Annotated in this window: 17 protein-coding genes; 1 reads left to right on the forward strand and 16 read right to left on the reverse strand. The window is 46.6% G+C overall.

What is annotated here, in order from left to right:
- Positions 1-5: 5 nt before the first annotated feature.
- The 15 genes from infB to pta form a co-directional block, all read right to left on the reverse strand.
- Complete coding sequence (infB, locus tag H8S18_RS02600; protein WP_407926956.1) at positions 6-2,099, reverse strand: translation initiation factor IF-2; 2,094 nt, start codon at positions 2,097-2,099, stop codon at positions 6-8.
- Positions 2,100-2,475: 376 nt separating this feature from the next.
- Positions 2,476-2,811 (reverse strand): L7Ae/L30e/S12e/Gadd45 family ribosomal protein, encoded by a 336-nt coding sequence (locus tag H8S18_RS02605; RefSeq protein WP_186856737.1) that lies wholly within the window; start codon positions 2,809-2,811, stop codon positions 2,476-2,478.
- Complete coding sequence (gene rnpM, locus H8S18_RS02610) at positions 2,801-3,073, reverse strand: RNase P modulator RnpM (protein WP_186856738.1); 273 nt, start codon at positions 3,071-3,073, stop codon at positions 2,801-2,803. Before rnpM ends, H8S18_RS02605 begins: the two co-directional genes overlap by 11 nt.
- Before the next feature lie 3 nt (positions 3,074-3,076).
- Positions 3,077-4,303, reverse strand: a complete 1,227-nt coding sequence (nusA, locus tag H8S18_RS02615; protein WP_186856739.1) for a transcription termination factor NusA — start codon at positions 4,301-4,303, stop codon at positions 3,077-3,079.
- A 15-nt stretch (positions 4,304-4,318) separates the two neighbouring features.
- Positions 4,319-4,777: a ribosome maturation factor RimP gene (locus H8S18_RS02620; protein ID WP_186856740.1), complete on the reverse strand. Its 459-nt coding sequence runs from the start codon at positions 4,775-4,777 to the stop codon at positions 4,319-4,321.
- Positions 4,778-4,897: 120 nt separating this feature from the next.
- A complete protein-coding gene (plsY, locus tag H8S18_RS02625) occupies positions 4,898-5,503 on the reverse strand; it encodes a glycerol-3-phosphate 1-O-acyltransferase PlsY (protein ID WP_186856741.1) in 606 nt (201 codons plus the stop codon).
- 3 nt (positions 5,504-5,506) lie between these two features.
- Positions 5,507-6,838: a ribosome biogenesis GTPase Der gene (der, locus tag H8S18_RS02630; protein WP_186856742.1), complete on the reverse strand. Its 1,332-nt coding sequence runs from the start codon at positions 6,836-6,838 to the stop codon at positions 5,507-5,509.
- Positions 6,839-6,848: 10 nt separating this feature from the next.
- The gene (locus H8S18_RS02635) at positions 6,849-8,147 is read right to left on the reverse strand and encodes a DUF512 domain-containing protein (RefSeq protein ID WP_186856743.1); all 1,299 of its coding nucleotides are present in this window, start codon (positions 8,145-8,147) and stop codon (positions 6,849-6,851) included.
- A gap of 61 nt (positions 8,148-8,208) precedes the next feature.
- The gene (locus H8S18_RS02640) at positions 8,209-9,447 is read right to left on the reverse strand and encodes a serine hydroxymethyltransferase (protein WP_186856744.1); all 1,239 of its coding nucleotides are present in this window, start codon (positions 9,445-9,447) and stop codon (positions 8,209-8,211) included.
- Positions 9,448-9,453: 6 nt separating this feature from the next.
- Positions 9,454-10,134: a ribonuclease III gene (rnc, locus tag H8S18_RS02645; protein ID WP_186856745.1), complete on the reverse strand. Its 681-nt coding sequence runs from the start codon at positions 10,132-10,134 to the stop codon at positions 9,454-9,456.
- Positions 10,127-11,134, reverse strand: a complete 1,008-nt coding sequence (plsX, locus tag H8S18_RS02650; protein ID WP_186856746.1) for a phosphate acyltransferase PlsX — start codon at positions 11,132-11,134, stop codon at positions 10,127-10,129. The genes rnc and plsX overlap by 8 nt, the downstream gene beginning before the upstream one ends.
- Positions 11,135-11,247: 113 nt before the next feature.
- On the reverse strand, positions 11,248-11,436 hold the full coding sequence (gene rpmF, locus H8S18_RS02655; RefSeq protein WP_079547589.1) for a 50S ribosomal protein L32: 189 nt from the start codon (positions 11,434-11,436) through the stop codon (positions 11,248-11,250).
- Between the two features lie 21 nt (positions 11,437-11,457).
- Positions 11,458-11,943: a YceD family protein gene (locus tag H8S18_RS02660; RefSeq protein ID WP_186856747.1), complete on the reverse strand. Its 486-nt coding sequence runs from the start codon at positions 11,941-11,943 to the stop codon at positions 11,458-11,460.
- A gap of 100 nt (positions 11,944-12,043) precedes the next feature.
- Positions 12,044-13,246 (reverse strand): acetate/propionate family kinase, encoded by a 1,203-nt coding sequence (locus H8S18_RS02665; RefSeq protein WP_186856748.1) that lies wholly within the window; start codon positions 13,244-13,246, stop codon positions 12,044-12,046.
- 21 nt (positions 13,247-13,267) lie between these two features.
- A complete protein-coding gene (gene pta / locus H8S18_RS02670) occupies positions 13,268-14,266 on the reverse strand; it encodes a phosphate acetyltransferase (protein ID WP_186856749.1) in 999 nt (332 codons plus the stop codon).
- Between the two features lie 110 nt (positions 14,267-14,376).
- Here pta and H8S18_RS02675 point away from each other — a divergent pair, with 110 nt between their 5' ends.
- A complete protein-coding gene (locus tag H8S18_RS02675; protein WP_186856750.1) occupies positions 14,377-15,552 on the forward strand; it encodes a nucleotidyltransferase in 1,176 nt (391 codons plus the stop codon).
- On the opposite strand, the gene H8S18_RS02680 is transcribed toward H8S18_RS02675, so the two are convergent.
- Entirely contained in the window at positions 15,545-16,324 is a 780-nt protein-coding gene (locus tag H8S18_RS02680; RefSeq protein WP_186856751.1) for a patatin-like phospholipase family protein, read from the reverse strand. The genes H8S18_RS02675 and H8S18_RS02680 overlap by 8 nt on opposite strands.
- Positions 16,325-16,379 lie beyond the last annotated feature (55 nt).

Raw genomic sequence — 16,379 nt, forward strand, 5'->3', positions numbered from 1 at the left:
ACTCCTTACCGTGCGATTTCATGCATCTCAAAACATTCCACAACATCGCCTTCTTTGATATCGTCAAAACGTTCGAGGGAAAGTCCGCACTCATACCCCTGCGCCACTTCCTTGGCGTCATCCTTAAAGCGTTTTAGAGAACTGAGTGCTCCTTCATAGATAACCACATTATCACGAAGCAAACGCGCCTGTGCATTTCTGCGGATCAGTCCGTCCGTCACATAGCAGCCCGCAATCGTTCCCACAGCAGAAACTTTAAAGGTCTGCCGAACCTCGGCGTGACCGATGACAAGTTCTTCAAATTCAGGCTCAAGCATGCCTTTCATGGCAGCAGTAATATCTTCGATTGCCTTATAAATAATGCGGTATAGCCTGATGTCAACTTTCTCATGTTCCGCCGCCGTCTGTGCCATATTATCCGGCCGGACATTAAACCCGATGATGATAGCATTTGCGGCCGAGGCCAACATAACGTCCGTTTCTGTGATCGCGCCGACTCCGCAATGAATAGCACGCACACGTACCTCTTCATTGGACAGTTTTTCCAGAGACTGTCTTACCGCTTCAACAGAGCCTTGTACATCCGCTTTGATGACAATATTCAAATCCTTGATCTGCCCTTCTGCGATCTGGTTAAACAGGTCATCCAGCGAAACTTTGGACATCTTCTTGAGCATTTCCGCCTTTTGCTTATCTTTCCGCTCTTCTGCAACCTGTTTGGAAAGCTTATCCGCAGGAGCGGCATGCAGAATATCTCCTGCCGCAGGGACTTCGGAAAAGCCAATCACTTCAACCGGCTGAGATGGAAACGCCTCGTTCACCGTTTTCCCAAGATCGTTTACCATAGCGCGTACCCGGCCGTAAGCCGTACCTGCGATAATTGTATCGCCCGTTCGGAGCGTACCTGTTTCCACCAATACAGTAGCAACCGGTCCGCGCCCTTTATCAAGCTGCGCCTCTACAATAGTTCCCTTTGCAAGACGATCTGGATTTGCTTTCAGTTCCTGAACCTCCGCAACCAACAAAATCATCTCAAGGAGCTTTTCAATTCCTTCACCCGTCTTTGCAGAGACCGGAACAACAATCGTTTGTCCGCCCCATTCTTCGGGCAGGAGGTCATGTTCGGTAAGCTCCTGCATAATCTTCTGCACATTGGCATTTGGCCGGTCGATCTTGTTCACAGCCACAATAATCGGGACATCAGCTGACTTAGCATGGTTGATGGCCTCAACCGTCTGAGGCATGATGCCGTCGTCCGCCGCGACTACAATAATCGCTATGTCCGTTACCTGGGCGCCACGGGCGCGCATCGCTGTAAACGCTTCGTGGCCAGGTGTATCAATAAATGTAATTTTTTCACCGTTCAGTTCTACCTGATAGGCACCAATATGCTGTGTGATGCCCCCAGCCTCGCCTTCCGTCACCTTGGATTGCCTGATTTTATCAAGCAAAGACGTTTTACCATGATCAACATGGCCCATAATTGTAACAATCGGCGGGCGCTTTAAAAGCTGCTCTTCCGTATCAGGCGCTTCCTCAATCAGGATGTCTTCTGCCGTTTTTTCAATTTTCTGCTCCAGTTCAATTCCAAACTCACCAGCCACCAGTGTCGCCGTATCAAAATCAATTTGGGAATTGATGGTGGACATCATGCCCAGCAGAAGCAGTTTTTTCAAAATTTCGGAAACCGGTTTTCCTATTTTTTCCGAGAAAAGCTTTACGGAAATCGTTTCTTCCGTAATCACTGCTTTTTCAATTTTAATTGGTTCGATGACTACCTTTGGCTGCTGTTGCTTTTTATGGCGTTTTCTGGATCCCTTCGGAAAATCGTCGTCATCAATATTAAAAACGCGTTCTTTAATTTTCGGCCGTTTGGCACGCTCGTCTTCAAGCTGCTTTTTTGTTTTTTTGCCATGCTCAAAACCGCCCGGTTTTGCGTTCGTATTTGCAAATTTCTTAGCCGGTTTTGTTTCCATCCGCTCTTGCTTCTTCTGACCTTCTTTCGCTTCCTGCTTCTGGGGGACCGCCTGTCTGGACGCCGCTTGCTTCGGCGGAACCGATGGCTTTGTCTTAGCCTCCATTCGCTGCGGCTGTTGCATCTGTGGACACGCCGCCGCAGGTGCAGCAGGCTGCTCTTTCTTTTCAGGAGCAGCTTTCGCGCTCTCCTCTTCCTTCACTTCCGGCTTTGGCGTTTCTTCCGTTGCTTTCACAATTTCCGGCGCTGTTTTTTGCTCAGCAGCAGCTTTTTCTTCCGCCGCCTTTTGCTCTGCCATTCTCCGGGCTTCTTCTTCCATGCGCTGTTGCTCTTCTTTTTCAGCGCGCGCCTTTTCGTTCCTGACTTTCTCTATATCAAGAATTTTAGACTCGATAGTCTTTATATCACGGATTTGGCCGTCTGCCTCCGTTTGCATTTCCAAAATACGGTTGAAAATATTCTGCGCATTTGCGAGAAGCGATTTGTTTGTTTCTAAAATTTTAATCTTGCTCAATAGTTTCACCCCCGGAGATAGCGTTATATTTGTCCCATGCACTTTGTGCAAACTGCGGACACACTATTCCTATGACTTTATTGTTTGGTTTATGGATGCTTTTGCCAAGCACTCCACACTCATCAAGAATGATGCACTTTACGTGATAGTAGGCACACGCATCCTTTATTTGCTTTTTTGTATTTTCGGAAGCGCCGCCGTCTGCAACAACGAGTTTCGCCTTCCTTTTCTTTACCGCCTGGTCAACTCCCTGGGCGCCGCATATAATCTTTCCAGCCCGCGCCGCAAGCCCGAGGAATCTCAGGAACTTCTCATTTTCCATAACCGCTCACAATCTCTATAAGCATTTCATAGAGTTCTCCATCCATTTCGCAATGCAGGATCTTAGGAAAAATTTTTTTGGCTTTCTCAATACATGCTTGATCTGCGCACACATAGGCGCCGCGTCCCGGCGCCTTCCCCGTCTTATCTATGGAAAGCGCGCCTTCTTTTGTCCGCACGATCCGTATAAGCTCCCGCTTCGGTTTTCCGCAGCGGCAGGCAATACACATCCTTACAGGCTGTTTTTTATTTCCGCCCGTCATCGCTTACTTAGTTTCCTCCTGATCCGAAACACCCTCGTCCTCTTCACCTTCATTCTTAGCAAGCTCATCCAGGATCAGCTCCTCTTCTGCCTCTTCCACTGCCGATTCTTCGTTCAACCGATCAACTACGCCAAAAGTATCTGCAAGCGAATCGAAGCTAGTGTCCGCATTTGCAAACGCTTCACCGAAAACTTCCTGTTCCGTCTGTGACTGGCTCTTAATATCTATTTTCCAACCTGTCAGCTTTGCAGCAAGACGCGCATTTTGCCCTTCCTTGCCAATTGCAAGGGAGAGCTGGTAATCTGGTACAATAACTTTCGCTGCTTTTTCGTCCTCATTAATCTGAACCATGACAACCTTTGCCGGCCTCAGGGCATTTGCAATAAACTCGATCGGGTCCGAACTCCACGGAACTACGTCAATCTTTTCTCCGCCCAATTCTTCTACAACCTTTTCAATGCGCGTTCCCTTATGTCCTACGCAAGCTCCAACCGGATCGACATCTTTTTCATCGCTCCATACAGCAATTTTTGTACGCCCGCCCGCTTCACGCGCAATACTTTTAATCTGTACAACATTCTGGCGAATTTCGGGCACTTCAATTTCAAATAAACGTTTGATCAATGCCGGATGGGTACGCGAAACAATGATCTGCGGCCCCTTGTTTGTCTTTTTCACTTCAAGGACATAAACCTTAAGCCGGTCATTGATGTTATACTGCTCCGAATAAACCGTTTCGCTTACGGGAATAATGCCTTCCGCACGTCCCAGCTCTACATAAACGTTTCCGCGCTCAATTCTATGGACAATGGCAGTCAGTACTTCATTCTCTTTTTCTGAATACTGGTCGTAAATAATACCCCGCTCTGCTTCGCGGATCCGCTGCACTACAACCTGTTTGGCAGTCTGCGCCGCGATACGTCCAAAATCGCGCGGCGTCACTTCTGTTTCGAGTACATCTCCCGCCTCATATTTCTCGTGAATCGCATGCGCATCCTCTACAGAGATCTCTGTATCTTCGTCTTCCACTTCATCCACTACATTTTTGATTGCAAATACTTTAATTTCGCCCGTATCCCCATCAATTTCAACACGTGCGTTCTGATCTGTTCCAAAATGGCGCTTATAGGCCGAAATCAATGCCGTCTCAATCGCTTCCAGCAAAACATCTTTTTTGATTCCCTTATCATGCTCCAGATCTGATAAAGCTTCCATAAATTCCGTATTCATATCCCTATCTCCTTATCAAAAATCCAAGTGCAAGGAAAGCTTTGCAACTTCCTTACATTCGAAGATAATCTCGTTTTCAGCCGTCTCAATGGTGATGCTCGTTGGCGTATACGCCGAAAGCACGCCAGTATACTCTTTTTTCTCCAAAAACGGCTTGTACAGCTTTACATCCACTTTTTGCCCCAAGCAGCGCTTATAATCGCGTTCGTTTTTCAGCGGACGGTCAAGCCCCGGCGAAGATACGCACAGGATATAGCTTTCGGCAATCAAATCCCTCTCGTCAAGGACGGTTTCTATCGCGCGGCTCACCGCTTCGCAGTCATCGATGAGCACACCGCCAATTTTATCGATATAAACCGTAAGCAGCCAATCCTGTCCCTGTTTTGCGTATTCCGTATCCACATATTCAAATCCAAGCGCCTCAATAATCGGTACGGCGATTTCTTCCACCATGGCACGTGTATTTTTTGCCATAACATCTCCTGCAAAAAGTATTCATAATGCGAAAGAGTGGGTTTTCACTCCCACTCTTTAGTCAAGCATTTATTAACCTATTTAAGAATACCATAACAGCGCCCTTTATGCAAGCATTTTTTACTTTTTGGACAGGCTCAGCTTTCGTTCATTTCCATGAATCAACCGCTCTATGTTCTCGCGGTGGCTCCAGATCCCCAGAAGTGCAATCACAAGTACCGCGATATAGTGATAAGGATCTCCCGGCGCGACAATAAAAGCGGCCACAGCGCTCAGGATAAGGCCGATGATGGAGCCAATGCTCATAATCTTCGTTGAAATAACGATGATAATGGCAATTGTAAAAATAATTAACGTCGGTATGGTCTGGATAATGAGCAGCACGCCAATCGTTGCGGCAATTCCCTTCCCGCCCTTAAAATTCAGAAAACAAGAGTAATTATGCCCTACAATCGCAAATACGCCCGCTACGCACAGCCCGATTTCTCCCCCGAAATGCAGGCCGATCAGCGCTGCAAGCAACCCCTTCAGCACATCTCCGGCAAATACAAGGAGTCCCATTCCCCATCCATAACTGCGCAACACATTTGTTGTACCGGCATTTCCGCTACCCTTTTTCCGGATATCTTCATGCCTGATTTTCTTAGTGAAAATATAGGAAAATGAAATGGATCCTAAAAGGTATGCAATGACGGCGCATAAAACAAGTATTAAATTTTCATTCATACCTCATTCCCCTTTCTCGTCGCTCTTTTGTCTAACTATTATTTTAATCGGCGTACCTGTAAAGTCAAATGTTTTACGCAAATAATTTTCCAGGTATCTCTGATAGGAAAAATGCATCAATGCTGTTTCGTTAACAAATAATACGAATGTAGGCGGCTTTATGCTAACCTGCGTCATATAATAAATTTTTAACCGCCTGCCGTTTGTCGAGGGCGGTTCTGCCGCTGTGATGGCATCCTGCAGGCAATCGTTCAATATCCCGGTGGGTATGCGCCGGATGTTATTTTCATATGCCGCATGCAGCATATGAAACAGTTTGTCAATGCGCAGGCCGGTCTGTGCTGAAATATAAATGCGCTGTGCGTATGGCATAAATGCCAGATCCGCAGCGATTTTTTTATTATATTCCTCAATGGTGTACGTATCTTTTTCAATTGCGTCCCACTTATTGACGGCAATGACACACGGTTTTCCTTCGGAGTCAACATATCCGGCAACTTTAACATCCTGCTCCGTGATTCCTTCGGTTGCATCAATCATGACAACCACGACATCTGCGCGGCGGACCGCCCCAAGCGAGCGAATCACGCTGTACCGTTCAATTGATTTATCGTCAATACGTCCTTTTTTGCGCATTCCCGCCGTATCTATAATTGTATATTTTTGTCCGTCGCGTTCAAATAAAGAGTCGATTGCATCGCGTGTCGTCCCTGGAATATCGCTTACAATTACGCGGTCGTATCCAAGAATCTTGTTGGTCAGGGAGGATTTTCCGACGTTTGGTTTCCCAACGAGCGCAATTTTTAAAGTATCATCCTCTTCTCCTCCGCTTTCATATTCGCCAATCTCCTCAATCACATCGTCAAGCAAGTCGCCGATTCCAAGCCCTTGCGATGAAGATATCCCGACGACATCACCCAGTCCAAGCTCGTAAAAATCATAAACATTCTGTTCGTCGTTCTGGTTATCCGTTTTGTTTACCACTACGATGACGGGTTTGCCGGATTTTCGAAGCATTTTTGCCACCTCGTAGTCTTCCGAAGTGATGCCCGTTTTTCCATCCACAAAAAAGAGGATCAACTGTGCGGCTTCAATCGCAAGTTCTGCCTGCATACGCATCTGCCGCAAAAGAACATCTTCCGTATTCATATCCACGCCACCCGTATCAACAAGCGTGAATTCCCTTCCGAGCCATTCTGCGTCCGCATAAATACGGTCCCGCGTTACACCCGGCGTATCTTCAATAATCGCTAATTTTGTTCCTGTTATCCGGTTGAAAAATGTAGATTTTCCTACATTGGGCCGCCCCACAATTGCAACCAATGGTTTTGCCATAAAACTTTCCTCATTCCTTGAGCAACATCTGTATTACTTCATACCCGTCCCCGCTCGCTTTATAACAGGGAACACCAAACGCATCTGCAAGTTCTTCCAACGTTACCTCGTCAAGCATCGCGTTTTCATTTTCCTTAAAACAGCATCGGCTTAAAAACAAAGCCTGTTCATCCCCTCGTTTCACCTGAGCCATCACATCGCTTCCGGTCAGGAGGCCCGCAACTGTAATTGTCTCTCCAAAAAAATCATTCCTGACCTGATAAACGGTTATCTTGATGTCAAATACATCCTCAATTTGCTTCGCAAGCTCCTTAAGAAAGGGATAAAAATCTTTTCCCGTAATAAAGCCGATCTTCTGATAACGCGGCTTTTCGCCGCGCAGAAGTCCTAACGCCTCATATGCATCATGAAGAAACATCTTCACGAGCCCTACGCCGTTTTCAATCTGTACAAAATCTTCGTATTCCTCATAAGAAGGAAGTTCTAAGTTCGCGCGGATATACATTTCATCCGAAGCAAATACAAAACGCGTTTCCCCGGTTTCTTCCAGAAACTGTTTTTGAAATGCTTCAATCAAACGGATTGTTTCGCGCGCGCAATCTTTGCTTACCGGCGAAAGAGGATAACGCCCTTTCCGATGCTTCGTAAGGCCCGCAGGCACCACCGCAACAGATTGTACCCCCGGAAAAAGCCGATATAGCTGTTCAATTGTCTCTTGCAATATGGCACCGCTGTTCAGTCCCTCACACATTACAATCTGTGTGTGCATACGAATACCATGATCCACGAAACGACGAATCAGTCCGAATGTTTTTCCGGCATCTTCATTTCCAAAAAGAAGTTTGCGCAGTTCATTGTCATATGCATGCACCGAGACATAAAGGGGCGAAATCCTTTGTTCTATAATTCTCCCGATCTCGTCCTCAGTGAGGTTAGTAAGCGTCACATAACTTCCCATCAAAAAAGACATACGCCAATCATCATCCTTGACGTAAAGTGTTCGGCGCATACGCTTTGGCATCTGGTCCACAAAGCAAAACACACATTTATTCCGGCAACTGATCTTCCGTCCGAAACCGTCATTTTCAAAGGTAATCCCTAATTCTTCATACGGTTCCTTTTCAATCTCAATTTCTTCGAGAACATCATCTTTTTTTCGGACGGTGAGAAGGATTTCATCTCCGGCAAGCTCATAAATATAATCGATATAATCCCGAAGCCGGTGTCCGTTGATTGACAGCAAAACATCGCCTGGGGAAATTTCACATTCTTCGGCGATACTGCCGGGATCCACTTGTTTTACAATCATTTATACTTCCCTAAAATCGGGCGGAAGAATCTTCCGCCCGACTCAATTTCCGCCTTTATTTCTATTTGTACAGCGGGAAAGCTTCACAGAGCTCCAAAACACTCTTTTTCACTTGATCAGAAGACGTCTCTCCACCCAGGATCATATCCGCTATCAATTTTCCGATTGTCTCCATTTCCGTTTCTTTCATGCCCCGCGTCGTCACCGAAGGCGTTCCAATACGGATACCGCTTGTAACAAACGGGCTTAATGTTTCAAACGGAATGGTATTTTTATTGACCGTGATATTTACAGTGTCAAGCAGGGCTTCAATTTCTTTCCCCGTCTTTTCCTTTTCTCCTACATCAACCAGCATCAGGTGGTTGTCCGTCCCACCGGAAACAAGACGCAGACCATTGTCTGTCAGCGTCTTTGCGAGAGCTGCTGCATTTTTCACAATCTGTTTCTGGTATTCTTTGAATTCCGGCTGCAAAGCTTCATGGAAAGATACCGCTTTTGCTGCAATCACATGCATAAGCGGTCCGCCCTGCGTCCCCGGAAAAATAGCTTTGTCTACAATTTTTGCATATTCCTCCGAGCACAGGATCATACCTCCGCGCGGTCCACGCAGCGTCTTATGTGTTGTGGTGGTTGTGAAGTGTGCATAGGGCACCGGGTTGGGATGCAGTCCCGCTGCTACAAGGCCTGCAATATGCGCCATATCTACCATCAGGTAGGCACCCACCGAATCCGCAATTTCCCTAAACTTTGCAAAGTCAATCGTGCGGGGATAGGCACTCGCACCGGCGACAATCATTTTTGGTTTGTGTTCCTGCGCAAGATCGGAAAGCTTGTCATAATCAATTTTTTCATCCTTCTCGCTTACACCATAAGGTACGATATTAAAATATTTTCCCGAAAGATTAACCGGACTTCCGTGTGTCAGGTGTCCGCCATGGGAGAGATTCATCCCCAAAATTGTATCGCCCGGCTCAAGAACGCCAAAATACACTGCCGTATTGGCCTGCGCGCCCGAATGCGGCTGGACGTTTGCATGTTCTGCGCCGAACAGTTTCTTTGCACGTTCACGCGCGAGCTCTTCTACTTCGTCTACGAACTGGCATCCGCCATAATAACGCTTTCCCGGATATCCCTCCGCATATTTGTTGGTCAGATGGGATCCCATTGCCTGCATGACTGCCGGCGATACAAAATTCTCCGAAGCAATTAACTCAATATTATGCTCTTGCCGGTTTAACTCACGCATCATAGAGTCGTAGATTTCCTGATCCGTATTTTTTACTGATTCAAATTCAAACATCACATTCTACCCCTTATAAATTTTTTCGAAATCCTCAATTGCGGATTTGGCTGCATTTTGCTCTGCTTCTTTTTTGGAATTTCCTATACCTTCATGCAAAGCTTTTCCGCCTACAGAGAGCTGTACGTAAAACACTGTATTATGCGGCGGTCCTTCCTGACGGATTACTTGATAAGATATTTCCTGTTTTACCGTCCTTTGCACAAGTTCCTGAAACTGCGACTTGTAATCATTTTCATTCTTTCCATTCATGGCGCTGCGTACCGCATCCGCAAATAAAGTACGTACCACCCGCTGTGCCTCCGCAAATCCGCCATCCACATAAACAGCGCCCATAAGCGCCTCCATCACGTTTTCCAATATGGAAGTTTTCTTCCTGCCCCCTGATTCTTCCTCGCCTTTTCCGAGAACAATATATCTTCCAAGATCAATCGACTGGGCGATCCGTGCAAGAGATTTAGAGCAAACGATATCTGCCCTCCGCTGCGTCAGCATTCCCTCCGAAAAATCCCGGTAATTCTGAAATAAGTCGTCGCTGATGATCAACTCAATCACCGCGTCTCCCAAAAATTCCAACCGTTCATAATTAGGCATATTCCCACAGGATGGATGTGTAAGTGCGCGCGTTAAAAGCGACTGGTCTTCAAAAGAATATCCAATTCTGTTTTCAAGTTCACGATCACTCATCTGCATCCGCCAACTTTACCATTTCCTGCCCTATTGTTCCCACCACGTCTCCTGCGATAAATTTTCTTGCCGCTGCAATCGCGTGGAAAATTGCATCCCGGTTCGAACTCCCGTGTGCCTTCATGACTCCGCCATTCAGTCCCAAAAGAAGCGCGCCGCCGTATTCCTTATAGTCCATCTTCTGTTTTAGTTTCCCAAAAGAGCCTTTCATAAACAGGTATCCGAATTTAGCGCTTCCGCTCTCTTTGACGTATCCCTTTAACATACCTAGAATCGTCTTGGCACAACCTTCCAAAAATTTAAGGACGATATTCCCAGTAAACCCATCGCATACCAACACATCAAATTCACCGGAAAGAAGCTCCCGTCCTTCCGCATTTCCTACAAAATTAATAGGCGCCTGCTTTAGCAGCTGGTATGCTTTTTTCGTCAGTTCACTGCCCTTTTCTTCTTCTGCACCATTGTTAATGAGTGCTACCCGCGGCGAAGCAATACCGAATACTTTTTGCATATAAATGCTGCCCATAACACCAAATTGCTGCAAATACTGGGGTTTGCAGTCCGCATTTGCTCCACCGTCAATCAGAAGTACCTCGCCCGTCTGTGAAGGAAGCACCGGTGCAAGCGCCGGACGCTTGATGCCAGGAAGGCGTTTCACAATCAAGGTGGATCCCGCGACAAGGGCGCCCGTACAGCCTGCTGAAATCAGCATGTCCCCCTTTTTTTCCGCTAAAAGGTGAAGTGCCACCACCATTGAGGAATCCCGCTTTTCTTTCAGAGCTTTCACAGGCGAATCATCCATTTCAATCACCTGGGTTGTAGGGACAATTTCCACCCGTTCCTTATCATAGGCCCGATCCGCAAGCAATGCCCTGATTCCCGCTTCATCTCCTACCAGCAAAAAAGAGGTGTCGCTAAACTTTTCAAGCGCAGCCAGCACGCCTGCCACTATTTCCTCCGGCGCATGATCGCCGCCCATCGCGTCAATGATAATCTTCATGCCGTCTCCCCTGTCAAACGAAATACAATAGATACAGTATACACGAAAATCTGTATTTTTCAAAGAGATGAAAACAAAAAAGGCTTGCTCATGGCAAACCTTTCAGTTCTTTCTTATTTTGCCGCTTCTTTCGGAGCAACTGCCAGCCTGCCGTTATAATAACCGCAATTCGGGCAAACCCTGTGAGCCAGTTTTGGCTGGTGGCACTGCGGACACTGCGATACGGCTGGAGCCGTCAGTTTCCAATGCGCTCTTCTCGTATGTTTACGCTGCTTCGACGTTCTATTCTTTGGTACTGCCATTTTCACACACCTCCCTTAAGGTCAAAACAATCCCTTTAATTTTGCAAACGGATTTGTCTCATCCGTATCTTTCTGTTTGCATCCGCACGATCCGCTGTTTAAATTTTGCCCGCATGCCGGGCAAATTCCTTTGCAGTCTTCACTACATAACAGCTGATGCGGTAAGCTCAAAACAATTGCATCATACACCATCTTATCAAGCGATAACAAGCCGCCCGCGTATGTATAATCCTCTTCTTCCTGCATACCGTCCCGAAAAAATGTTTCATCAAAGCGGTAGGAAACCCTTGTTTCCATCTCTTCAAGGCATCGATCACAAACAGTGTTAAGCGCTGTTTCAAAAGTCCCCTTCACAGAAACCTTCCGGTCGAGCACACTATATTCCGCATCGAGAACGAGCGGCCTTGCGAAATCTATCTCTTCGCTCAAATCGGGAATTCCATCATAATGGAAAGAATAAACCTTTCCTTCGTTTTTCAACGCTTCCCGAATGTCTATCTCTATCATTGCTCTTCTCCATGCAAGAAAACGAGTACCACTACATTATATTTTTATGCAGCGGGCTTGTCAACTGTTTTTTCTCGCCGGAAGCCTCGTACCGCAAAGTTTACTTGCAACAAATATCGTAGGTGTCCTTTGCAATCGTCATTTCTTCGTCTGTCGGGATTACGAGAATCTTCACTTTTGAGTCGGGAGCCGAGATATCCATTTCCTCTCCGCGCAGACCGTCGTTTTTCTCCTTATCTAACTTTACGCCCATAAACTCAAGACCTTCAAGAGCATGCTTGCGGACATCCCAGTCGTTTTCGCCTACGCCGCCTGCAAAAGTAATGACGTCAACGCCGCCCATTGCAGCCGCATAAGAACCAATAAATTTCTTCAGACGGTAGTTAAATACGTCAAGCGCAAGCTTTGCCCGTTCGTTTCCTTTTTCCTCTTCTGCCCAAAGGTCGCGGAAATCGCTCGAAACACCGGAAATCCCCCATACGCCCGACTCCTTATTGAGGTAGTTGATTGCCTGATTAACATCCATATGCATCTTATCCATAAGATATGGAACAATTGCCGCATCGAGGTCCCCCGAACGCGTTCCCATTACGAGGCCCTCCAACGGCGTAAATCCCATGGAAGTATCCACAGAAACACCGCCGTCAACCGCAGCAACAGAGGAGCCATTGCCAAGGTGGCAGGTGATGATTTTAAGGTCTTTGATGTCCTTGCCGAGCAATTCGGCTGCCCGCCTCGAAACATATTTATGGGATGTCCCGTGGAAGCCGTACCTTCTGACTTTATAGTCCGTGTAAGCCGTGTAAGGAATTCCATACAGGAATGCCTTTTGGGGCATATTTGCATGGAATGCCGTATCAAAGACACCGACCATCGGCACATCGGGCATCAGTGCGCGGCAAGCGTCAATCCCCATCAGGTTTGCTGGATTATGGAGCGGGGCAAGCTCAATATTTTCCTTGATCGCTTCCATAACTTCATCCGTAATCAATACGGATTCACTGAACTTCTCACCGCCGTGAACGATACGGTGCCCAACCGCACAGATACCGGAAAGATCAGACACTACGCCGTGTACAGAATCCGTAAGCGCAGCAATAACCTGCTTCATCGCATCGTTGTGGTCTTTCATAGGCGTTTCGATTTCTACCTTGTCTTTTCCTGCTGGTTTATGCTTAATGACAGATCCGTCAATACCAATTCTTTCAACAAGACCTTTTGCGATAACGTCCGCACTTTCCATATCGATCAGTTGATATTTCAGTGAAGAACTCCCCGCGTTGATTACCAGAACATTTTTCATTTTTCCGTACCCCTTTTTCAATTAGAAAGATTGAGCCTGTACTGCCGTGATCGCCACAACAGAAACAATATCATCCACACTGCATCCGCGTGAAAGATCGTTCACCGGGCGTGCGAGTCCCTGGCAGATCGGGCCGATTGCTTCTGCCCCGCCCAGCCTTTGAACCAATTTATATCCAATATTCCCCGCTTGGATATCCGGGAAGATCAATACGTTTGCATGTCCTGCAACCTTACTGCCCGGGCTTTTTAATTGACCAACCGATTCAATCAACGCCGCATCCGCCTGTAATTCTCCGTCAATATTCAGTTCCGGCGCCATTTCTTTGGCGAGTCTTGTCGCTTCGATCACTTTGTCTACATGCTCATGCTTCGCACTGTTCTTGGTTGAAAAAGACAACATTGCAATCTTTGGATCGTCAATCCCTGCAAGGTCTTTTGCCGAATCCGCAGACGCAACCGCAATGGCTGCAAGCTCTTCTGCATTTGGATCAATATTCACTGCGCAATCCGCAAACACCATCACGCCTTCCTGGCCCCATTTGCTGTCTGGATGTTCCATGATGAAGCAGCTAGACACAATCGGTACGCCCGGTTTTGTCTTGATTACCTGCAGCGCAGGGCGCAGCGTATCGCCTGTAGAATGAATCGCCCCGGATACCATACCGTCTGCATCATTTGCCTTAATCATTAAAACCGCATAATAAAGCGGATCTTTCGTAGTTTCAAGCGCTTGTTCAGGCGTGATTCCTTTTTTCTTGCGCATTTCGTAGAACATATCGGCGTATTCCTGAAGCTTTGGAGAGGTCACCGGATTGATAATCGTCGCTCCGGAGAGATCAACGTGCTTAGTATTTGCTTTTTCAATTTCCTGCTCGTCGCCCAGCAGAATTACATTTGCAATTCCTTCACTGGCGATTTTAGCCGCCGCTTCAATGGTACGCGGTTCGCTTCCCTCCGGCAAAACGATATTTTTCTTGACCGATTTTGCCTTATCCTTGATTTTGTCCATTAATGACATTTTTCTGCACCTCACGATTTTATAAAATGAATTTTAAATTTTTTGATTTCTCTGCTATAATGACACTCATATATTATATATAAAAAAACACTGCTTTGCAAAGGTATTTTATGAAAATCGCAGGAATCATCGCAGAATACAATCCCTTTCATACGGGGCACGCATACCATATTCAAAAGACATGTGAAAAGTGTGGCGCAGATCACATTATTTGTGTTATGAGCGGAAATTTTACACAACGCGGCGAACCCGCGGTCTGGGATAAATGGACGCGTGCAAGGTCGGCCCTTTTGGGTGGAGTCAGCCTTGTTTTGGAACTGCCTTTTGCCTATGCCACACAAAGCGCGGAAGGATTTGCCGAAGGCGGTATTTCTATTTTGGATGCGCTTAATTGTGTAGAATATCTTTCTTTCGGCGCAGAGAATACGGATCTTGACTTCATGAAGCGTGCGGCACAGCTTCTGTGCGCCGAATCTCCTGAATTCCGTAATATCCTGCGGCAAAATCTTGGCAGAGGCCTTTCCTTCCCATCTGCACGCGCGCACGCCCTTTCCCACCTTTTACCCGAAGCCGATGCCGTAGTATGGAGGCAGCCAAACAACATTCTTGCTATTGAATATCTGAAAGCAATGCATCGGCAAAAAAGCAAGCTTCAGCCCATTCCAGTTGAACGTATCGGTTCAGGATATTCCGAAAATGCTCTTGCGCCTTCTTATTCCAGTGCACGTGCTATTCGCGGCGCGATCAAGGATGGGAATGACATCTATAAAAATTATCTTCCGGACAATGCATCTTGCTCTCGCAGTACGCCCGTATTTCCTGAGTCCATGTTTCCATTTCTCATGTTTCAACTACGCCGCATGACCGTTCAAGAAATCGGAACCATCTACGGGGTGTGCGAAGGTTTGGAACACAGGATCTTTAGCGCTGCAAAAAAAGCCCAAAATTATAATGACCTCGTCTTCCGGATTGCCAGTAAGCGTTATCCTCATTCCCGTATTCAACGCATTTTACTCCACTCTTTGTTTGGTATTACTAAAGAACAAATGAGAAAATTGAAACTTCTGCCGCTTTATGCACGCGTGCTGGGAATCCGACAGGATTCCATTGATCTGCTTTCCTACCTTTCGGCACACGCCAAGATTCCGATCGTGACAAGGGCGGCAGAATTTCCGGACAGCTTGCTGTTTGATGCAGACTTGCTTGCTACAGATATTTATTCCCTGTTCACAAAAAAAATCGCGCCTTCAAAGCGCGATTTCACACAGAAGCTTATTGTTATTTGATTTCAATCAGTTCCTTAATTTGCGGAAGCGCTGCATGTGCAGCCTCTTCGCCGCGGGCTATAATGTCCTGTATATCTTTATACTGGCTTCCGGAAATTCCGCTGACGTCAGGAAAGATACACATGCTCGCTTTGGGTAAATTGGTCTGTGCAAGATGCCAATCCGCCACCGAAAAAGAGGCTTGTGCAAGCCCAATTATACTTTTCGGAGGAGTGATTTTTTCTCCCCTGTATCCCACGTCCACCGCCACAACCACATCCGGTCCCATTGCCCACGCAGCGTCAATCGCCGTACGGTCAATCACGCCGCCGTCTACATAGGAAACTCCGTCAATCACGTGCGGCGTAAACATTCCTGGAATAGAAATGCTTGCCCGGACCGCTTCATGGATCGGCCCTTCCGTAAATCTTTTCAATTTGGCATCGCAGAGGCATGTTGCAATGCAACAGTACGGAATTTTCGATTTCTCAATCATGCTATTCTTGGTCATCAATTTGATCAGTTCCTGTACTTTGCTCCCCTTCACATAGCCTTTGGAAGACAAAGTCAGGTCAAAATATTTTTTATAATCAAATACGACCGCCAAATTCTCCAGCGTTTCAAGATCGGCTTCTGACGCATAAATTCCTCCGATCAAAGCCCCCATGCTGCAGCCGGCAATCGAGTCAATAGGAATTCTGTTTTCAATCATGACCCGAAGCACGCCGATGTGCGCAAATCCACGGGCTGAACCGCCTCCAAGTGCGAGTCCCATTTTTTTAACTTTTGCCATATGTTTTCTCTCCATAAAAAAATCTTTACTTTATTTTCCAATAACGTAAAGATTT

Source organism: Christensenella tenuis (assembly GCF_014287795.1).
GTDB classification, from domain to species: Bacteria; Bacillota; Clostridia; order Christensenellales; family Christensenellaceae; genus Christensenella; species Christensenella tenuis.

Coding starts and splice junctions, on each gene's coding strand:
- infB (WP_407926956.1), bottom strand. CDS start 2,099: ATGCAACAGCCGCAGCGAATGGAGGCTAAGACAAAGCCATCGGTTCCG.
- H8S18_RS02605 (WP_186856737.1), bottom strand. CDS start 2,811: ATGGAAAATGAGAAGTTCCTGAGATTCCTCGGGCTTGCGGCGCGGGCT.
- rnpM (WP_186856738.1), bottom strand. CDS start 3,073: ATGACGGGCGGAAATAAAAAACAGCCTGTAAGGATGTGTATTGCCTGC.
- nusA (WP_186856739.1), bottom strand. CDS start 4,303: ATGAATACGGAATTTATGGAAGCTTTATCAGATCTGGAGCATGATAAG.
- H8S18_RS02620 (WP_186856740.1), bottom strand. CDS start 4,777: ATGGCAAAAAATACACGTGCCATGGTGGAAGAAATCGCCGTACCGATT.
- plsY (WP_186856741.1), bottom strand. CDS start 5,503: ATGAATGAAAATTTAATACTTGTTTTATGCGCCGTCATTGCATACCTT.
- der (WP_186856742.1), bottom strand. CDS start 6,838: ATGGCAAAACCATTGGTTGCAATTGTGGGGCGGCCCAATGTAGGAAAA.
- H8S18_RS02635 (WP_186856743.1), bottom strand. CDS start 8,147: ATGATTGTAAAACAAGTGGATCCCGGCAGTATCGCCGAAGAATGTGAA.
- H8S18_RS02640 (WP_186856744.1), bottom strand. CDS start 9,447: ATGTTTGAATTTGAATCAGTAAAAAATACGGATCAGGAAATCTACGAC.
- rnc (WP_186856745.1), bottom strand. CDS start 10,134: ATGAGTGATCGTGAACTTGAAAACAGAATTGGATATTCTTTTGAAGAC.
- plsX (WP_186856746.1), bottom strand. CDS start 11,134: ATGAAGATTATCATTGACGCGATGGGCGGCGATCATGCGCCGGAGGAA.
- rpmF (WP_079547589.1), bottom strand. CDS start 11,436: ATGGCAGTACCAAAGAATAGAACGTCGAAGCAGCGTAAACATACGAGA.
- H8S18_RS02660 (WP_186856747.1), bottom strand. CDS start 11,943: ATGATAGAGATAGACATTCGGGAAGCGTTGAAAAACGAAGGAAAGGTT.
- H8S18_RS02665 (WP_186856748.1), bottom strand. CDS start 13,246: ATGAAAAATGTTCTGGTAATCAACGCGGGGAGTTCTTCACTGAAATAT.
- pta (WP_186856749.1), bottom strand. CDS start 14,266: ATGTCATTAATGGACAAAATCAAGGATAAGGCAAAATCGGTCAAGAAA.
- H8S18_RS02675 (WP_186856750.1), top strand. CDS start 14,377: ATGAAAATCGCAGGAATCATCGCAGAATACAATCCCTTTCATACGGGG.
- H8S18_RS02680 (WP_186856751.1), bottom strand. CDS start 16,324: ATGGCAAAAGTTAAAAAAATGGGACTCGCACTTGGAGGCGGTTCAGCC.